Source organism: Aequorivita sp. CIP111184, from assembly GCF_900489465.1.
Lineage (GTDB): Bacteria > Bacteroidota > Bacteroidia > Flavobacteriales > Flavobacteriaceae > Aequorivita.
Map to the genome: position 1 here is coordinate 91022 of NZ_UEFQ01000016.1, position 17091 is coordinate 108112.

Here is a 17091-nt window from a genome sequence, read left to right on the forward strand (position 1 = left end):
ATTTCTGAAATCTAATTTCGTTATCCACTAAAACAAAACCTTTTTTATGCTAAACTCCTTTATTCAAGAAGGTGCTGATGTTGCCCAAGATCTTGAGCCAGTTGCACAAGAGAAAACCCTATCCATAATGGATCTATTATTAACGGGAGGTATCGCCGGGCAAATAATTATCGCAGTGCTTTTTGTGCTTCTTTTCGTAGCAGTTTATATTTATTTTGAAAGACTTTTCGCAATTAAAGCGGCGTCAAAAATGGACGGTAATTTTATGAATCAAATCCGTGATCATGTTGCCAAGGGAAATATTCAAGCTGCAAAAATGCTTTGCGCCCAAAATAATACCCCAGTTTCACATTTAACTGAAAAAGGAATTTCCAGAATTGGAAGTCCTTTGGAAGACATAAATACAGCAATCGAAAACGCGGGGCGACTTGAAGTTTACAAACTAGAAAAAAATGTGAGTGTTTTGGCCACCATTGCCGGGGCTGCACCAATGATTGGTTTCTTAGGGACTGTAATCGGGATGGTTTTGGCGTTTCACGAACTAGCTACAAGTAGTGGTCAAGCCGAAATGGGGAGCCTTGCTGAAGGTATTTATACAGCAATGACTACTACCGTGGCAGGATTGATAGTTGGTATTATTGCTTATATGGGTTACAATCATCTGGTCGTTAAAACAGATAAAGTAGTCCATCAAATGGAAGCTACTGCTGTTGATTTCCTTGATATTTTAAATGAGCCAGTTTAATGAATTTAAGAGGAAGAAATAAAGTAAGTGCTGAGTTTAGCATGAGTTCCATGACAGACATTGTGTTTCTGTTATTGGTATTCTTTTTGCTTACTTCGCCTGCAATAACGCCAGATGCCTTAGATTTAATTCTTCCAAAGGCAAAAGGAAAAACTTCAAACGTACAGAAAGCGTCCGTTAGCATTACAAAAGACGGTGCTTATTATGTGGACAAAGAACGGGTAAGTGAATACAGCATTGAAAGTGAGCTGAAAAAAACGCTCGCCGGACAGGATGAACCTACCATAATTCTTCGCGCAGAGGAAGGCGTGCCAATAGAAGATGCAGTATTCGTTATGGATATTGCAAATAGAAACAACTTCAAAGTTGTACTTGCCGTACGGCCAAATTAGGCCATTACTTCCATAAGATATTTTTTGAAAAAGTAAAGTTAACTACTGACCATGAAGATGCTCGATACAGAACATAAAAGAAAAAGTATGGCCATCACGGTAATCGTGCATGTTATCATTCTTATTTTATTGTTTTATGTGGGAATGAAATATCTGGACCCACCTTTGGAGCAGGGCATAGCTATTAATTTTGGTACTACCGAAACTGGCAGTGGAAACATTCAACCTGTCGAAAAAATACAATCCGCACCGCAAAAAACTATTCCCGAACCAGTTTCACAACCCAAAGCTGAAATTAAGGAAGAAGTAGTTACGCAGGACAATGAAGAAGCGCCTGTAATCAAAAAAGAAAAACCTAAAAAGGAACAAACAGAAACTCCCGTAAAAGAACAGCCTAAGAAAGAAGTAAAAAAGCCAGACCCAAAACCTGATAAATCTACAACAGATGCGCTTTCCAGCATTTTGAACGGTCCAAAAAGTGATGGTACCGCAAAAGGGGGGGAAGGAAATGACAACAAGCCAGGCGATAAGGGAAGTCCTGATGGCGATCCAAATGCTAGCAGCTATTATGGAACTGGGAAAGGATTGGATGGTGACGGTAACTATTTACTCGGCGGAAGAAAAGCACTGAACAAAGAAAAGTTCGTGCAGGATTGCAACGAAGCCGGAACTGTGGTAGTAAGTATAGAAGTGGATAGAAATGGAAAAGTAATTAGTGCAACGCCTGGAGTGCGTGGAACTACAAATAATTCCCGATGCCTTACCGAGCCCGCAAGACGAGCTGCTTTGGCCACAAAATTTAATTCAGACGATAATGCTCCTGCTAAGCAGATTGGAAAAATTATATACAAATTCAGTCTTTCTGAATAGCCATTCCTGATAATAAATCCGTAATTTTTTTTAGTATCTTTAAACTTCAAAAAAAGGTGCTATGCTTCGTATTTCTACTATACTCTTTATTGTAATCTGTTTTGTGGGATGTAAAAATTCTTCTGAAAAATCCATTTCAAAGATTCCCGAAAAAGAAAAAAACGAAAAATACCCTTTTGATCTACTATTTATGCAGCGCGCTTATCCTAGTGGCGAAATAAATACTTCTGCCTATTCCGAAGCAATTCAATGGAAAAGACAAGCGGTAAATAGAAGCATGGCCAATGAAATATGGCAGTTCAGCGGACCGCTAAATGTTGGCGGACGGATTACCGATATTGAAATCCCTACAACCCAGCCGGATGTTTACTATGTGGGTGCAGCATCTGGAGGAATTTTTAAAACCGTAAATGGCGGAGATGATTGGACGCCAATTTTTGACGAACAGCAAATGCTCTCCATTGGCGATATTGAAATTTCCAAAAACAACAACAATTTAATTTATGTAGGTACAGGTGAAGTCAATGCTGGCGGAGGCTCTTTGGTTTACGATGGCGATGGAATATACAAAAGCACTGACGGCGGAGCTACTTGGCAATCTAAAGGTTTGCCAGATATTGGCAGTGTTGGCAAAATTGTTTTGGATCCAAATAACGATAACACAGCCTTTGTGGGTGCAATGGGGCCATTGTTCAGAAATAGCACTAATCGTGGAGTTTATAAAACTACAAACGGCGGCGATAGTTGGCAGCAGGTTTTAGCCGTGAGCGATTCCACGGGAGTTGTAGATATGGCTATAAACCCTACAAACGGAAATATTGTTTATGCAGCTAGTTGGGAACGAATTCGAAGACCAAACCGAAGACAATACGGCGGTATTACTTCTGGAATTTATAGAACAACGGATGGAGGTTCCAATTGGAATGAGCTCACTAATGGTTTACCCAGCATCGCTTCTCAAAAAGGGCGAATTAGTATAGATATTTCGCAATCAAACCCAAATGTGCTTTATGCGCGTTACGCAGATGCCTTGGGCAATATTCAAGGAGTTTACAAAACCAACAATGGTGGGGATTCATGGACCGCTGTGAATTCAAGTCAATTGACGGATGTTGGATTTCATTGGTGGTTCGGTGGAATTTTTATTGATCCAACCGATGAAAATGTGCTTTACAATGTAGATTTTGAAGTACAGAAATCTACTAATGGCGGTAACAGTTGGAGCAGTGTTTTCACAAGCGCACATGTGGACCAGCACGCAATGGCTTTTAACGCATCCGTTTCTGGCGAAGTATTGTTAGGAAATGATGGCGGTCTTTATTACAGTACCAACGGAGGTGCTTCTGCAGTAAAAGATTTAAAACTGCCTATTACGCAATTCAACAGAATGTATGTTGATGCACAGGACGAAAACAAAATTTACGGAGGCGCACAAGATAATAGCACGAGCCGAACCCAAACAGGAGGGCTTAGTGATTGGAATATTATTTATGGTGGTGACGGTTTTCAGCCTTTGGTGGACCCTACAAACACAAATGTTATTTACGCACTTTATCAGTACGGTTCTTTAGGAAAATCAACTAATAACGGCGCAACCTTCTTCAATGCTACAAATGGAATATCCAGTGGCGATAGGAATAATTGGGATACCCAGATAATTTTTGATCCCAATAATTCACAAATACTTTATTTCGGTACAAATAAACTTTATAAAACAACAAACGCTGCTGGCAATTGGAGCGCCATCAGCCCCGATTTAACAAATGGACCCCATACAGGAAATCTCACTTTCGGAACCATCACAACTATTAGCGTTTCCAACTTTGATAGTGACGTTATTTACGTAGGAACTGATGACGGAAAAGCATGGATTACCCAAGATGGTGGCGCAAATTGGACAGATATTTCGGCAGGAGTTCCGAACCGATGGGTTACTAAGATTCTTTCTTCAAAAGCGAATCCGAATACAGTCTATTTAACGCTTTCCGGTTATCGCTTTGGGGAAGATATAGGGCACGTTTATAAAAGTATTGACTTCGGAAACAGCTGGGTTGATATTTCAACCAGCTTGCCAGATATTCCTGTAAACGACATTGAACAAGACAATTTTGGAAACTTGTTTATAGGAACGGATGTAGGGGTTTTGGCTTCAAAAAATGAAGGGGTCAACTGGAACGTTTTGGGAGAAAATATGCCGTCTGCAGTGGTTTCAGATTTGTTTATTCACGAGGGTTCAGAATTTTTATATGCTGCCACTTTTGGCCGTTCAACTTATAAAATTGATATTTCAGAAAACATTTTAAATTTTGATGAAAATTCTTTTGCTACCGAAGTGAAAGTATTTCCAAATCCCACTTCGGAAATGGTGACTGTTTCCCTTAAAAACTCTTTCGGAAAAACTTCTTTAATAGTCTATGATGCTATGGGAAGATCAGTAAAACAGTTCAATTTTGAAAATAAAAGGGAAATTCAATTTTCAGTTGAAAATTTTCAGCCCGGAATTTATTATTTAAAAATTTCCGACGGAAAAATGCAGACCACAAAAAAACTGATTATAAAATAAAACCGTTCAGCCATCAATTATTCCGAAACCATAGCCTGGCTTTTCGCCCAACTTCCAATGTATCAAAGGGTGGGGCAGTCTGCTTATAAAGCAGATTTGACTGCAACCATTAATCTCGCAAACTATTTAAATAATCCTGAAAAAAGCTTCAAGAGTATCCACGTTGCAGGCACCAATGGCAAGGGAAGTACAAGCCATATGCTGGCTTCAGTCTTTCAGGAAGCGGGCTATAAAACTGGATTATACACTTCGCCACATTTGAAAGATTTTCGTGAGCGGATAAAAATTAATGGCGAAATGATTCCGGAGCAATATGTTTCGGAATTTGTGAAAAACCACAAACTGTATTTCGAAAAAAATCAGTTGTCTTTCTTTGAAATGACTGTAGGTTTGGCGTTTGATTATTTCAGAAAAGAAAAAATAGATATCGCCATTGTTGAAGTGGGAATGGGCGGGAGGCTGGATAGCACAAATATTATAACGCCCGAAGTGTCCACAATTACAAATATTGGTTTGGACCACACCCAGTTTTTAGGAAATACTTTAGAAAAAGTTGCTGCTGAAAAAGCTGGGATTATCAAGGAAATGATACCTGTTGTTATTGGCGAAACGCTTTCGGAAACAAAAACAGTTTTTGAAAGAATTGCTATAGAAAAAAATGCGCCAATCACTTATGCTGAAACTTTAGCTACTTCAGATTATATTTCAGATTTAAAAGGAAGCTATCAGCAAAAAAACATTAAAACAGTTTTGGCAACATTGCACGTTTTGCAAGCAAAAGGGTGGAATATTTCAGAAGAAAATATAGTAAACGGTTTGTTGAATACTATAAGAAATACTGGATTGATGGGACGTTGGCAAGTTTTAAGCGAAACTCCAAAAGTGATATCCGATACGGGCCATAATAAAGAAGGATTGAAGTTGGTAATGGAACAACTTGCATTGGAGACCTATAATAATTTACATATTGTTTTGGGCGTGGTTATGGACAAAGATTTAGCGTCTGTATTACCTTTGTTTCCAAAGGATGCGACATATTATTTTTGTAAACCCAACATCCCACGCGGTTTAGACGCCTCTTTGTTGCTCTCACAAGCAAGGGGTTTCGGATTAGTTGGAGAGGAATATATTTCTGTACAAAGGGCGTATTTAGCGGCTTTAGCAGCAGCTTCTACCGCCGATGTGGTATTTGTTGGAGGAAGTACTTTTGTGGTCGCAGAAGTTTTGTGATTTTTTTCAAATAAATCTTTGCTGAAAATAAAAAGTAACTTATATTTGCAACCTCAAAACAATGAGGGCGATTAGCTCAGCTGGTTCAGAGCACCTCGTTTACACCGAGGGGGTCGGGGGTTCGAACCCCTCATCGCCCACCAGATTTTAAAAAACCGAAGTGAAAGCTTCGGTTTTTTTTATTGTATTTTTTTCCATTCTATATTCCAAGGAATAAGTTTAACTTTGACTTCTTCATCACTTAAAACCAAAGCAAAGTTGAATCCATTTTTTAAAAATATAATAGTAAATGTTGTAAAGAACCGGCAAAAAAATCGCAAGCCATCGCCGCTTGCTGAGCCTTTTGATAAACGTGTGAAAAATCTTGAAGTTGAGGTTTCACATGAAATTGGCGATTTTTTCTACTTGCTTTTGGGAGTGGTTTCTGCTTCTTTCGGTTTAAGAGGATTTTTGATGCCAAGTAGTTTTATTGATGGCGGTGTTACGGGAATTTCGTTAATGGTTAATGAACTGGCCGGTATTTCCTTTCCGCTTTTACTGGTGTGTTTCAACCTTCCCTTTTTAGCATTAGCTTATTTTTCTGTTGGAAAAAGATTTGCGATTAAAAGCGTTTTGGGTATTTTTCTTTTGGCAATAGCAGTAGCACTAATACCTTATCCGTCCATAACTGATGACAAAATTTTAGTAGCTGCTTTTGGAGGGTTTTTCTTAGGATTGGGAATTGGATTGGCCATACGTGGTGGAGCCATTATTGACGGAACAGAAGTTTTGGCCATATTTATTAGTAGGAAAACGAGCCTAACAGTGGGGAATGTAATTATGATATTTAATGTAATTATATTTATAACGGCAGCGTATTTTCTTTCTACGGAAATAGCCCTTTATGCAATTCTCACATATTTCGCAGCTTCTAAAACAGTAGATTTTGTGATAGATGGTATTGAGGAATTTATGGGAATTACTATTATTTCAGAAGAAAATGAAAAAATTCGTTTGGCAATCATAGAAAAAATGGGTCGCGGTTGTACTATTTTTAAAGCTGAAAACGGATTTTCAAAGAATGGCGAAACTAGAAGACCAGTGGATGTTGTTTATACGGTAATAACCCGTTTGGAAATGAGCAAACTCAAGACAGAAATTGATAAAATTGACAAACAAGCTTTTATAATAATGACTTCTGTGAAAGATGCGAAAGGTGGGATGATTAAAAAGAAACCAATCAAAAAATTTGACAAGTAACTTCCAGAGTATTATTTTTTCTGGATTTTGTATTTTCCATCCTTGAAATATTGGGCCATTAACTCAGTTGGTTTAGAGTGTCACGTCGACAACGTGGAAGTCGTTGGTTCGAATCCAACATGGCCCACAAATATTTTTTATAATAAGTTCAATATACGCTCCAAAGCCATTCCACGAGATGCCTTTATCAAGATTGTAGCTTTTGATGGAGAATAATTTTTAAGCGCTTCTTTTAAATCATCAAAAGTTTCAAATTGCTTTAAATGGGACGTTCTATTTGTTGTTTTGAAAAAATTCTTTCCTACTAAAAAGGCTTTTCCAAATGGATTTTCGGTTAAAAAATCAACAATGTTTTGATGCTCTTCATCAGAATCTTTCCCCAGTTCAAACATATCGCCTAGAAACATAATTTTAGTATCGCCTTTGGCTTGTTTAAAGTTTTCCAAAGCGGCGAGCATGCTTGTAGGGTTAGCGTTATAGGCATCCATCAAAATAGTGTTAGTGCCTTGGGTTATCAATTGTGAGCGATTATTTGATGGAATATACCCTTCAATTCCAGCCTTTATTTTTTCAGAAGAAATCTTAAAATAGGCCCCTATGGCGATTGCAGCAGAAAGATTTGCAAAATTGTAATCTCCCACTAAATTGCTCTGTATTTGGATGCCTTCAAATTCCACCAAAAGATGGTGTGAGCTATCTAATAATTTAATGTGTAAATCACTTTGCTGTGTTCCAAAAGTTATTCGTTCAATTCCCTCCGAATTATCCATTTGTTTCGGATCATTTGTATTTACAAAGATTTTTTTATTGTGTTTCTTCAGAAATTGATAAAGTTCGGTTTTGCCCTGAATAACACCTTCAATACTTCCAAAACCTTCTAAATGTGCCTTTCCGAAATTGGTAATATATCCATAATCTGGCTCTGTAATTTCGCTCAACATTTTAATCTCACCCAAGTGGTTAGCGCCCATTTCCACAATTCCCAGTTCTGTTTCCTTGCTCATGGTGAGTAAAGTCAATGGAACGCCAATATGGTTATTTAAATTACCCTGTGTGGCTATGGTTTTAAATTTTTGAGAAAGTACTGCATTTATAAGTTCTTTGGAAGTAGTTTTCCCGTTGCTTCCTGTTAGGGATATTATTGGAAGTCCTAAAAATTTTCTGTGAAAAGTTGCCAATTCTTGAAGCGTTAATAAAACATTTTTCACAAGAATAGTTTCACCAGAACTTTTATGAAAATCTTTTTCGTCAACAATTACCTTGAAGGCACCTTTGTCCAAAGCTTCCTGTGCAAACAAGTTTCCGTTGAAATTTTCGCCTTTCAAAGCAAAAAAGATACAGTTTTTGAATATTTTACGAGAGTCTGTACTAAAGCCGCTACTCTTTAAAAAAAGCTGATGGATAGATTTTGTATTCATAAAATAAATATACTAAAAAACCCTCCGAAGCTTAGTGCAAGGGAGGGTAGTTTTTTATAGATTTTTATCGTTTAATTTCTCGGGGTTTTTCCTTTTTTAGATTTTGAACCTACACGACTCATCGCGCATCTAAAGCCGATGTAATCAGTAGCCATATCTTGTGGAAAGTAACGTCTTTGAGCGGGATCTAACCAATAGTCACGATCTCTCCAAGAGCCTCCTTTGTATACACGAACTTCATTATCAACTAATGTGGTTCTACTTGAGGATTTGTCATATTCGCGATCAAGAGAGCCTGTGCTGTCAGCATATACATTTTGGACTGGTGAATTGTACATACGGTGTGAACCGTCGCCACTTTCAGTTTCATCGTCTGCAAAAGATTGATAATAGCGAGATGAACGTTTGTCACCATCTCTATAATCGCGGTTGTCGCTTTTTGAGAAGTTGGTTCGTAAATAAGTTTCGTTTTCGTCAACGGGCACCTGAAGTATCTCGCCTGGAAGGTTTCGTGCAATAATTTTTCCGTTGCTTAAGGTATCATAGATTATGGAATCCATAGTAACTAATTTTACTTTGCCATCTTCGCCAATAGCGTTTTTGGTGTAAACATTTCCGCGGTAATAATTGAAATCGTTAAAATCATCATCAACAATTGGGCGATAGACATCTGCTACCCATTCAGCCACGTTTCCAGCCATATCATATAAACCGAAATCATTTGGTTCGTATGATTTTACTTGTGCAGTAATATCGGCACCGTCATCACTCCATCCAGCAATTCCACCGTAATCACCATCACCTTGCTTAAAGTTGGCCATTTGGTCCCCACGAGATCTTCTTTTTCCAGAACGTGTATATTGACCTTCCCAAGGATATTTTTTCTTTCCTCTATAAACATTATAATTACGAAGACCAACTAATCCAAGTGCTGCGTATTCCCACTCAGTTTCGGTAGGAAGGCGATATGCAGGCAATAGCAACCCATCTTCGCGCCCTATGTATAAATTTGTACTGTCCTTGCTTCTTTTGGCAATGGATTCCGATTTCTTCCCGCCACGGGTAATGGAGTCATTACCGCCGTAAGTCATTGATGGAGCGTTTAAGTATGTTTCTGTATTGAAAGTTTCTCCTGCTTCAGCGTCATAACGTGCGTTACGGGATGTAATTCCATTTGTCTCCAAGACCATTTCGTTAACACGGTCTGTTCTCCAGTTGCTAAACTCAACAGCTTGGATCCAGCTAACACCTACCACTGGATATTCTGCATAGGCAGGGTGGCGAAGGTAGTTGTTGGTCATTACTTCATTAAAGCCCAAACGGTTTCTCCAAACAAGTGTATCTGGTACAGCACCTTCATATATTCTTCTGTAATTTTCATCAGATGGGGGAAATACTTTCTTTAACCAATCTAAATATTCAAGATACATAAGGTTGGTTACTTCGGTTTCATCCATATAGAATGACTGAACGTGTTGTTGGTTTGGGGAGTTGTTCCAATCGTGCATTGGGTCATCCTGAACCCTTCCCATGGTAAAAGTACCACCCTCAACAAACACCAGGCCTGGGCCTGTTTCTTGTTCTTTAGATTTTGGATTGTATTGAAAGCCACCTTCTTTGGCGTTCATCTTCCATCCAGTAGCTCTGGAACTGTCTTTGTAGTCTCTAGTTTTGTTGCAACCTACAAAAAGAGAGGCCGCTATTACAGTAATAAATAGCTTAAATGCTAGGTTTTTTCTTAACATCATAGATTCAAATATGATAAAATTGGGTTCGCAATATAGTAATTAACGACAAAAACACAATAATATTTTGTTATTATTGCGCTGGGGGTTTTGAAAGGTTTTACTACCAATCCCGAATGCAAACGTATTAGTTTTAAAATTATTATCCTAATACTGTATTATACAAAAAGTTTAAAAAGTTCCCTTATACTAAGTGTATATTTGGAGCGTTATTGGTACTAATGAGAAAAGCGATACTTCTTTTTATTTTAATTGTGATGCCTTTGTTGGGAAAGGCACAGTCAAAAAGTATAACCATAGATTGGGGAGATAGCGGTATATCCTCCAATAACTTTGGAGTTAAGAAACAAGCTGTTTTTTCAAAGGAAAAGGCGATTGAAGCACTGAAGCTTCAAATGAATAAAGAAGTTGTTAGTTACACCACTCAGTGGGATGATAGTGGTTTCTCCGATAAAAATTCCGTAGTGGTTTCAAACGTTCAATATGGTTCGATTTCTTCGGCTGAACTGAAAAAGATCAATCCTGATATAGTGCCGAGCAAACTAAAATATAACATTGGGAGTACAAAATCCAGAGATAGGCTTTTAACTATTTTTAATATTACGCCTATTATTAAAACCAATGGAAGTTACCTAAAAGTGATTTCATTTGATATTAATTATCAATACGGGCCACAAAGTCGCAATGCGCCTCCTGGAATTACAAATTCTGTACTTGCCAGCGGACAATGGTTTAAATTTAAGATTGACCAAACTGGAATTTATAAAATAGATAAATCTTTTTTGAACAATCTGGGCATGAATACCGATGGTATTAATCCTAGAAATCTAAAAGTATACGGTGATGGTGGAAAGACTTTACCATTGCTGAATGTTCAAAATAAATTTTTTGATCTTCCGGAAAATGCGATACAAGTAGTGGGGGAAGAGGATGGGAATTTTGACGGCGGCGATTATATATTGTTTTATGGTATAGGGACAGAGGGCTATGTTGATGAAAATGACTCTCACATAAATCCGTATAGCGACGAATCTTATTATTACATTACTGCCGATGGTGGTGCTGGAAAACGTGTTAGAGCCATGACAGAGCCAACAGGCGCTGTTGAATTTACAATCAATCAATTTGACGATTATAAGTTTCACGAGAAAGACGAGGAGAGCCCTACAAAAGTGGGTAGGGTGTGGTACGGAAACCGTTTTGATATTGAAAGTGAACAAAGTTATAGTTTCGAGTTTCCAAATATGGTCTCGGGAAAACCCATGGAGCTTGTTATTAAGGCTGGTGCGGCTTCAGAAAGTGGCACCTCTATGGCAGTATCAATAAATAGTACAAGCTTGGATCCTTTAGTTTTTTCTGCATTGGGTGATAGGTTGTTAAGCTTGGCGAGCTTAAGGGAAGAAATTCCAGCGAGTAGTGCGACCGTTACAGTAGACCTTGCCTATAATAATGCGGGAAACCCATCAAGTATAGCTTATTTGGACTACATTGGAATTTGGGCAGTTCGCCAATTGAGCGGTGTAGATGGACAGTTGTCTTTTAGGTTTAAAGATGCTGCTACCTTGGCTGGTGTTGGAGAGTATCAAATTAGCAATGCAAACCAATTTTCGCAAGTTTGGGATGTAACAGATTTTCAATTTATTACTTCAAAGCAAAATGAAGGGAATGCATCATCTTTTAGCTTTAAACAAACTCTTGGTGAAGTACGCGAATATGTAGCAGTAAACCCTAATAATTATTTTCTTCCTATAAAAATAGCAAAGTCTACTGTTCCCAATCAAAATTTAAAAGGAACCATATTTAATGATGAATCCGGAAATTTTAAAGATGTAGATTACATAATTATTACTGCTCCATTTTTGATTCAGCCAGCATTAAGATTGGCTACATATCATAAAAACTTAGAAGGACTGAATGTAAAAGTGGTAACTACCGATAAAATTTATGAGGAATTCAGTTCTGGCAAACAAGATATTAGTGCCATCCGAAATTTTATTCGGTACGTGTATTACAACGCTTCTTCAGAATCCAAAAAGATTAAATATGTTGGTATCATGGGAGATGCTTCCATTGATTATAAAAACCGGATTGCCAACAATAATAATATAGTGCCAACCTTTCAAACTGTTTCGGGAATCGATATCGCCCAATCTTTTATGTCTGATGATTTCTATGGAAATATGGATGAAAACGAGGGTACCATTGGTAGAGGCTCCGAGGATATGGACAGGCTAGATATTGCAATGGGAAGAATACTTGTAGATAATGTTTCTTTAGCCAACGCAATGGTTGATAAGATTATAAATTACACTTCAGAAACTTCCTATGGTAATTGGAGAACGAACTTTGTTCTTGTGTCTGATGATGTTGATGAGGCTGGTGAAGATATTTTAGAAACACGGCTCGATGCATTGGGAGACCGAATATCCCAAGAAAAGCCATATATAAACGTAAAGAAAATACATTCAGATGCCTATCAACAGGAAGCTTCCGCAGGAGGAAATAGATATCCGGAGGTTAATGAAGCTATTAAAAGTGCAATAGAGGTGGGCGCTATAGTTTTGGATTATTTTGGGCATGGAGGTGAAGATGGCATGGCTAAAGAATTTATTTATACAAAGGAAGCAGCACAAGAACTTAATAATAAAAATAATCTTCCGTGTATAATTACAGTTACCTGTGAGTTTACAAAATTTGATAATCCGTTGCGCATTACTGCTGGAGAACTAACCTATCAAAATAAAAATGGCGGTGCCATTTCTTTGGTAACAACTACCCGGGCTATCTTCATTAACACGGGAGTTAATTTTAATGACGCACTTGCAGGTGAACTTTTTGGTTATAATGTTGACGTTCCTAGTCCACCGGCTGAAGCCTTTAGGCGCGCAAAAGAAGATAATATAAATAGCCCTTTAAGACGTGTTGTATTTTATATTGGAGACCCAGCAATGCGTCTTGCATTTCCAAAAAAGAGTATTCGGCTAACTAAACTAAATGGTGTTCCAGTTGCCCAAGCTACAGATACACTTAAAGCTTTAAGCAAAATAAAACTTGAAGGCGAAGTAATTAATGAAGCTGGAATGCTAATGACAGATTATAATGGGGTGCTTGAGGCGAAGGTTTTTGACAAAAATGTAATGCGCCAAACACTGGATAATGATGGCGTTGGTTTCATTATGGATTTCATCACTTTGGGTGAAGGTCTCTTCAATGGCCAGGCGTCAGTTTCAAACGGTCTTTTTGAATTTGAGTTTGTTGTGCCGCGCGATATTCAAATCCCAGTGGGAAAGGGGAGAGTAAGTCTTTATTCTAAACGAGACAATGTGCTGGAAGATCAGGCAGGTGTAAACCTGGGTTTGAACGTAGGTGGCCTTAATGAAAATGCGCCAGAAGATAACGAAGGGCCATTGATTCGTCTATATATGAACGATGAGAGTTTTGTTTTTGGAGGAATAACAGACGATTCACCAATTTTATTGGCAAAATTGGAAGACCCCAACGGTATCAATACCGCAAGCGGAATAGGTCATGATATTGTTGCAATTCTAGACGGCGATGAATCCAATCCATTTATTTTAAATGAATTTTATCAAGCAGAAGTTGACGATTATACAAAGGGTGTAACCAACTTTAAATTTCGAGATTTGGAAGATGGGCTACATACATTAACCTTGAAAGCTTGGGATGTTTACAATAATTCATCTACCGCAGAAATTCAATTCATCGTTGCTGGAAACGATAAACTAGAAATTAAGCGCGTACTCAATTATCCAAACCCGTTTGTTAATTACACTGAATTTTGGTTCAACCATAATAGACCAGATGAAACGTTGGACGTGCAGGTGCAGGTATTCACTGTTACCGGAAAAGTGGTTTGGACAAAAAATGCTTCCTTGCCACCCTCTGGTAGTTATTTGTGCCGAGAAATTACTTGGGACGGTCGCGATGATTTTGGCGATCGCATCGGAAAAGGTGTTTACATTTATAAGATAACTGTTAAATCTACGTTAACCAATCAGCGAGTTGAAAAATTCGAGAAACTCGTCATCCTTTAAAAATTAAAATTATATTTGTCCAAAATTAATTAATATGAAGAAATTATTTATTCCAATTTTGTTAGGCCTTGTGGCGTTTAAGTCGATTGCTCAGGATAATACAGGTATTGAAAATCGCGTAATTACCACGGGTGTTCCATTTATATTAATAGCTGCAGATCCACGTTCTGGTGGTATGGGTGATATAGGTGTTGTAACTTCTGCTGATGCTTTTTCGCAACAATGGAACCCTGCAAAATATGCCTTTTCACTTTCAAAACAAGGTGTTGGTGTAACTTACACTCCATACCTAAATAAATTGGTTAACGATATATTTTTAGGTAATGTTACCTATTATAACCGTCTTACTGAGAAAAGTGCAGTTGGCGCAAGTTTCCGTTATTTCAGTCAAGGAGAAATAGAGCTTCGTCAAACTCCTGACGAAACTCCATTAATAGTTAAGCCAAACGAACTTCTTTTTGATGTTTCCTATTCACTTCGCCTTAGCGAACGTTTTGCTATGGCTGTTGCCGGTAGATATATTCGCTCTGATTTAAAATTACAAACTTCTGTTGCAGATGCTTCTGCCGCAAGTTCATTTGCAGTAGATGTAGCTGGTTATTACCAAAGTGAAGAAATTCCTTATGATGACTTTGATGGTCGTTGGAGATTGGGTTTCAATATCTCAAACATTGGTCCGAAACTTAAGTATGACGAAGTAGGTTCAGAAAGTAACCTTCCAACAAACCTTGCTTTAGGTGGTGGTTTTGATTTTATTCTTGATGAATATAACAAGGTTGGAGTTTCTGCACAGGTTAACAAACTTTTGGTGCCAACGCCAAGTGATTCAAACGATGATGGTCTTATAAACAGTGAAGATGATTATTACACTGAAAGTTTTGTAAGCGGTATGTTTTCTTCATTCGGTGATGCGCCTGATGGTTTCAGCGAAGAGTTAAAAGAATTTACTTGGGCTTTGGGTGCTGAATACTGGTATCAAGATGTATTTGCTTTCCGTACAGGTTATTTCAACGAAAGTGACGTAAAAGGAAGTAGAAAATTTCTCTCTTTTGGTGCAGGTTTCCGTTATACCGCTATCAATATTGATGTTTCCTATTTGTTTTCTACATCTAAATTGGCAAACAGTCCTCTGGATGGAACCCTTCGTTTTGGTTTAACATTCAACTTTGGCGATACGTACGACGAATATTAGTAGTTTGAAAAAAATAAAAATTGAAACCTATTTAGAAGTTTTTGAAACCATTTCAGAACTTCCAAAAGATATTCAAGAATTGATGAATAAGGCGCAGCAAGCACGTGAAAACGCTTATGCGCCTTACTCACATTTTAGGGTTGGAGCAGCAATACGGCTTACTTCAAACCAAATTACAATAGGCAGCAACCAAGAGAATGCAGCCTATCCTTCGGGTCTATGTGCTGAGCGTGTTGCAATTTTTCATACGGGAGCACTTTACCCAAACCAAGAAATTAAAGCAATTGCTATATCTGCTAGCTCATCAAGCCAAGTTCTTGATGAACCAATCGGTCCATGTGGCGCTTGCCGCCAATCTATGGCAGAGTACGAACAGAAACAAAAAAGCCCTATAGCTATCTACTTTATGGGTGAAACAGGAAAAATAGTTAAAGTTGCTTCAGTACTAGATTTGTTGCCACTCGGCTTTGATGCGAAATATCTTTAAAAGTTCAAAGTTTACAGCTTAAAGCACATACTCCATATTCACACACTCACATATTCACAAATACACGATTTGTAATTTGTGATTTAACGGTATAAAGTGCTACTTTTGTTATCCGTTTAATAAATTTTCCAATAGGAAAACCTTATAGCCGATAGATGAAGAAAATCACCAAAAAAACGTACCTGGATTGGTACGAGAACATGCTATTTTGGCGCAAGTTTGAAGATAAACTGGCGCAAGTATATATCAACCAAAAAGTAAGGGGTTTTCTACACCTTTACAACGGTCAGGAAGCTGTTTTAGCAGGCGCATTGCATGCAATGGACCTTACAAAAGACCGAATGATTACTGCTTACCGAAACCACGTACAACCCATTGGGATGGGCGTAGATCCAAAAAGAGTGATGGCCGAACTTTTTGGAAAAGGCACTGGAACTTCTCAAGGTTTGGGAGGTTCAATGCACATTTTTTCCAAAGAACACCGTTTTTATGGGGGTCACGGTATTGTTGGTGGACAAATCCCTCTAGGGGCTGGTTTGGCTTTTGCCGATAAGTATTTTGAAAGAGATGCAGTCACCCTTACCTATATGGGCGATGGCGCAACGCGTCAAGGTTCACTTCACGAAACATTCAACCTTGCGATGCTTTGGAAACTTCCAGTGGTATTCTGTGTAGAAAATAATGGTTACGCCATGGGAACTTCCGTAGCACGTACCGCAAATCACACAGACATTTGGAAGCTTGGTTTAGGTTATGAAATGCCTTGCAAACCGGTAGATGCAATGAAACCAGAAGTAGTTGCAAAAGAAATGGACGAAGCTATACAACGCGCCCGTCGCGGTGATGGCCCAACATTTTTGGAATTGCGAACCTATCGTTATCGTGGACACTCCATGAGTGATGCCCAACATTACAGAACGAAGGAAGAGGTTGCAAAAAAACAGGAAGAGGACCCAATTACGTATGTGCTTCATCAGATTTACGAAAACAAATGGGCAACCGAGGCCGATATAAAAAAGATTGATAAAAGAGTGAAGGATTTAGTTGAAGAATGTGAAAAATTTGCCGACGAATCTCCATATCCAGAAAAGAATGTAATGTTCGATGCGGTTTACGAACAGGAAGATTACCCGTTTTTATCAGATAAATTATAGA

At 38.2% G+C, this 17091-nt stretch carries 12 protein-coding genes and 2 tRNA genes; 12 read left to right on the plus strand and 2 right to left on the minus strand.

The window, feature by feature from the left end; genetic code table 11:
• Positions 1 to 46 precede the first annotated feature (46 nt).
• The 8 genes from AEQU1_RS06265 to AEQU1_RS06300 all read left to right on the plus strand — a co-directional run bounded on the left by AEQU1_RS06265 (position 47) and on the right by AEQU1_RS06300 (position 7166).
• Positions 47 to 745: a MotA/TolQ/ExbB proton channel family protein gene (locus tag AEQU1_RS06265; RefSeq protein WP_111879694.1), complete on the plus strand. Its 699-nt coding sequence runs from the start codon at positions 47 to 49 to the stop codon at positions 743 to 745.
• The gene (locus AEQU1_RS06270; protein ID WP_111879696.1) at positions 745 to 1137 is read left to right on the plus strand and encodes a biopolymer transporter ExbD; all 393 of its coding nucleotides are present in this window, start codon (positions 745 to 747) and stop codon (positions 1135 to 1137) included. Before AEQU1_RS06265 ends, AEQU1_RS06270 begins: the two co-directional genes overlap by 1 nt.
• 51 nt (positions 1138 to 1188) lie before the next feature.
• A complete protein-coding gene (locus AEQU1_RS06275; RefSeq protein WP_111879698.1) occupies positions 1189 to 2007 on the plus strand; it encodes an energy transducer TonB in 819 nt (272 codons plus the stop codon).
• A 61-nt stretch (positions 2008 to 2068) separates the two neighbouring features.
• On the plus strand, positions 2069 to 4570 hold the full coding sequence (locus AEQU1_RS06280) for a VPS10 domain-containing protein (RefSeq protein ID WP_111879699.1): 2502 nt from the start codon (positions 2069 to 2071) through the stop codon (positions 4568 to 4570).
• 12 nt (positions 4571 to 4582) lie between these two features.
• Positions 4583 to 5800, plus strand: coding sequence for a folylpolyglutamate synthase/dihydrofolate synthase family protein (locus tag AEQU1_RS06285; protein ID WP_111879701.1), 1218 nt, complete (start codon positions 4583 to 4585; stop codon positions 5798 to 5800).
• 65 nt (positions 5801 to 5865) lie between these two features.
• Positions 5866 to 5943 (plus strand) — tRNA-Val (locus AEQU1_RS06290).
• 82 nt (positions 5944 to 6025) lie between these two features.
• Positions 6026 to 7039 (plus strand): YitT family protein, encoded by a 1014-nt coding sequence (locus AEQU1_RS06295; protein ID WP_258455170.1) that lies wholly within the window; start codon positions 6026 to 6028, stop codon positions 7037 to 7039.
• A gap of 52 nt (positions 7040 to 7091) precedes the next feature.
• Positions 7092 to 7166: transfer RNA gene (locus AEQU1_RS06300), tRNA-Val, on the plus strand.
• 10 nt (positions 7167 to 7176) lie between these two features.
• Here the strand turns inward: AEQU1_RS06300 and murF are convergent.
• Together murF and gldJ are read right to left on the minus strand one after the other, a co-directional pair.
• Positions 7177 to 8457 carry a UDP-N-acetylmuramoyl-tripeptide--D-alanyl-D-alanine ligase gene (gene murF, locus AEQU1_RS06305; protein ID WP_111879703.1) on the minus strand — a complete coding sequence of 427 codons (1281 nt, stop codon included), beginning with the start codon at positions 8455 to 8457 and terminating at the stop codon, positions 7177 to 7179.
• A gap of 71 nt (positions 8458 to 8528) precedes the next feature.
• Complete coding sequence (gene gldJ / locus AEQU1_RS06310; RefSeq protein ID WP_111879704.1) at positions 8529 to 10202, minus strand: gliding motility lipoprotein GldJ; 1674 nt, start codon at positions 10200 to 10202, stop codon at positions 8529 to 8531.
• A 221-nt stretch (positions 10203 to 10423) separates the two neighbouring features.
• On the opposite strand from gldJ, the gene porU reads away from it, so the two are divergent.
• The 4 genes from porU to pdhA all read left to right on the plus strand — a co-directional run bounded on the left by porU (position 10424) and on the right by pdhA (position 17090).
• The gene (gene porU / locus AEQU1_RS06315; RefSeq protein ID WP_111879706.1) at positions 10424 to 14257 is read left to right on the plus strand and encodes a type IX secretion system sortase PorU; all 3834 of its coding nucleotides are present in this window, start codon (positions 10424 to 10426) and stop codon (positions 14255 to 14257) included.
• 34 nt (positions 14258 to 14291) lie between these two features.
• Complete coding sequence (porV, locus tag AEQU1_RS06320; RefSeq protein ID WP_111879707.1) at positions 14292 to 15449, plus strand: type IX secretion system outer membrane channel protein PorV; 1158 nt, start codon at positions 14292 to 14294, stop codon at positions 15447 to 15449.
• Positions 15450 to 15453: 4 nt separating this feature from the next.
• Positions 15454 to 15936 (plus strand): cytidine deaminase, encoded by a 483-nt coding sequence (cdd, locus tag AEQU1_RS06325; RefSeq protein WP_111879709.1) that lies wholly within the window; start codon positions 15454 to 15456, stop codon positions 15934 to 15936.
• Between the two features lie 155 nt (positions 15937 to 16091).
• A complete protein-coding gene (pdhA, locus tag AEQU1_RS06330) occupies positions 16092 to 17090 on the plus strand; it encodes a pyruvate dehydrogenase (acetyl-transferring) E1 component subunit alpha (protein WP_111879711.1) in 999 nt (332 codons plus the stop codon).
• Position 17091 lies beyond the last annotated feature (1 nt).

Excerpts from the sequence above, each read along its gene's own strand:
- porU (WP_111879706.1), top strand. The coding sequence starts at position 10,424 with ATGAGAAAAGCGATACTTCTTTTTATTTTAATTGTGATGCCTTTGTTG.
- AEQU1_RS06275 (WP_111879698.1), top strand. The coding sequence starts at position 1,189 with ATGAAGATGCTCGATACAGAACATAAAAGAAAAAGTATGGCCATCACG.
- AEQU1_RS06270 (WP_111879696.1), top strand. The coding sequence starts at position 745 with ATGAATTTAAGAGGAAGAAATAAAGTAAGTGCTGAGTTTAGCATGAGT.
- AEQU1_RS06265 (WP_111879694.1), top strand. The coding sequence starts at position 47 with ATGCTAAACTCCTTTATTCAAGAAGGTGCTGATGTTGCCCAAGATCTT.
- gldJ (WP_111879704.1), bottom strand. The coding sequence starts at position 10,202 with ATGTTAAGAAAAAACCTAGCATTTAAGCTATTTATTACTGTAATAGCG.
- murF (WP_111879703.1), bottom strand. The coding sequence starts at position 8,457 with ATGAATACAAAATCTATCCATCAGCTTTTTTTAAAGAGTAGCGGCTTT.
- porV (WP_111879707.1), top strand. The coding sequence starts at position 14,292 with ATGAAGAAATTATTTATTCCAATTTTGTTAGGCCTTGTGGCGTTTAAG.
- AEQU1_RS06280 (WP_111879699.1), top strand. The coding sequence starts at position 2,069 with ATGCTTCGTATTTCTACTATACTCTTTATTGTAATCTGTTTTGTGGGA.
- pdhA (WP_111879711.1), top strand. The coding sequence starts at position 16,092 with ATGAAGAAAATCACCAAAAAAACGTACCTGGATTGGTACGAGAACATG.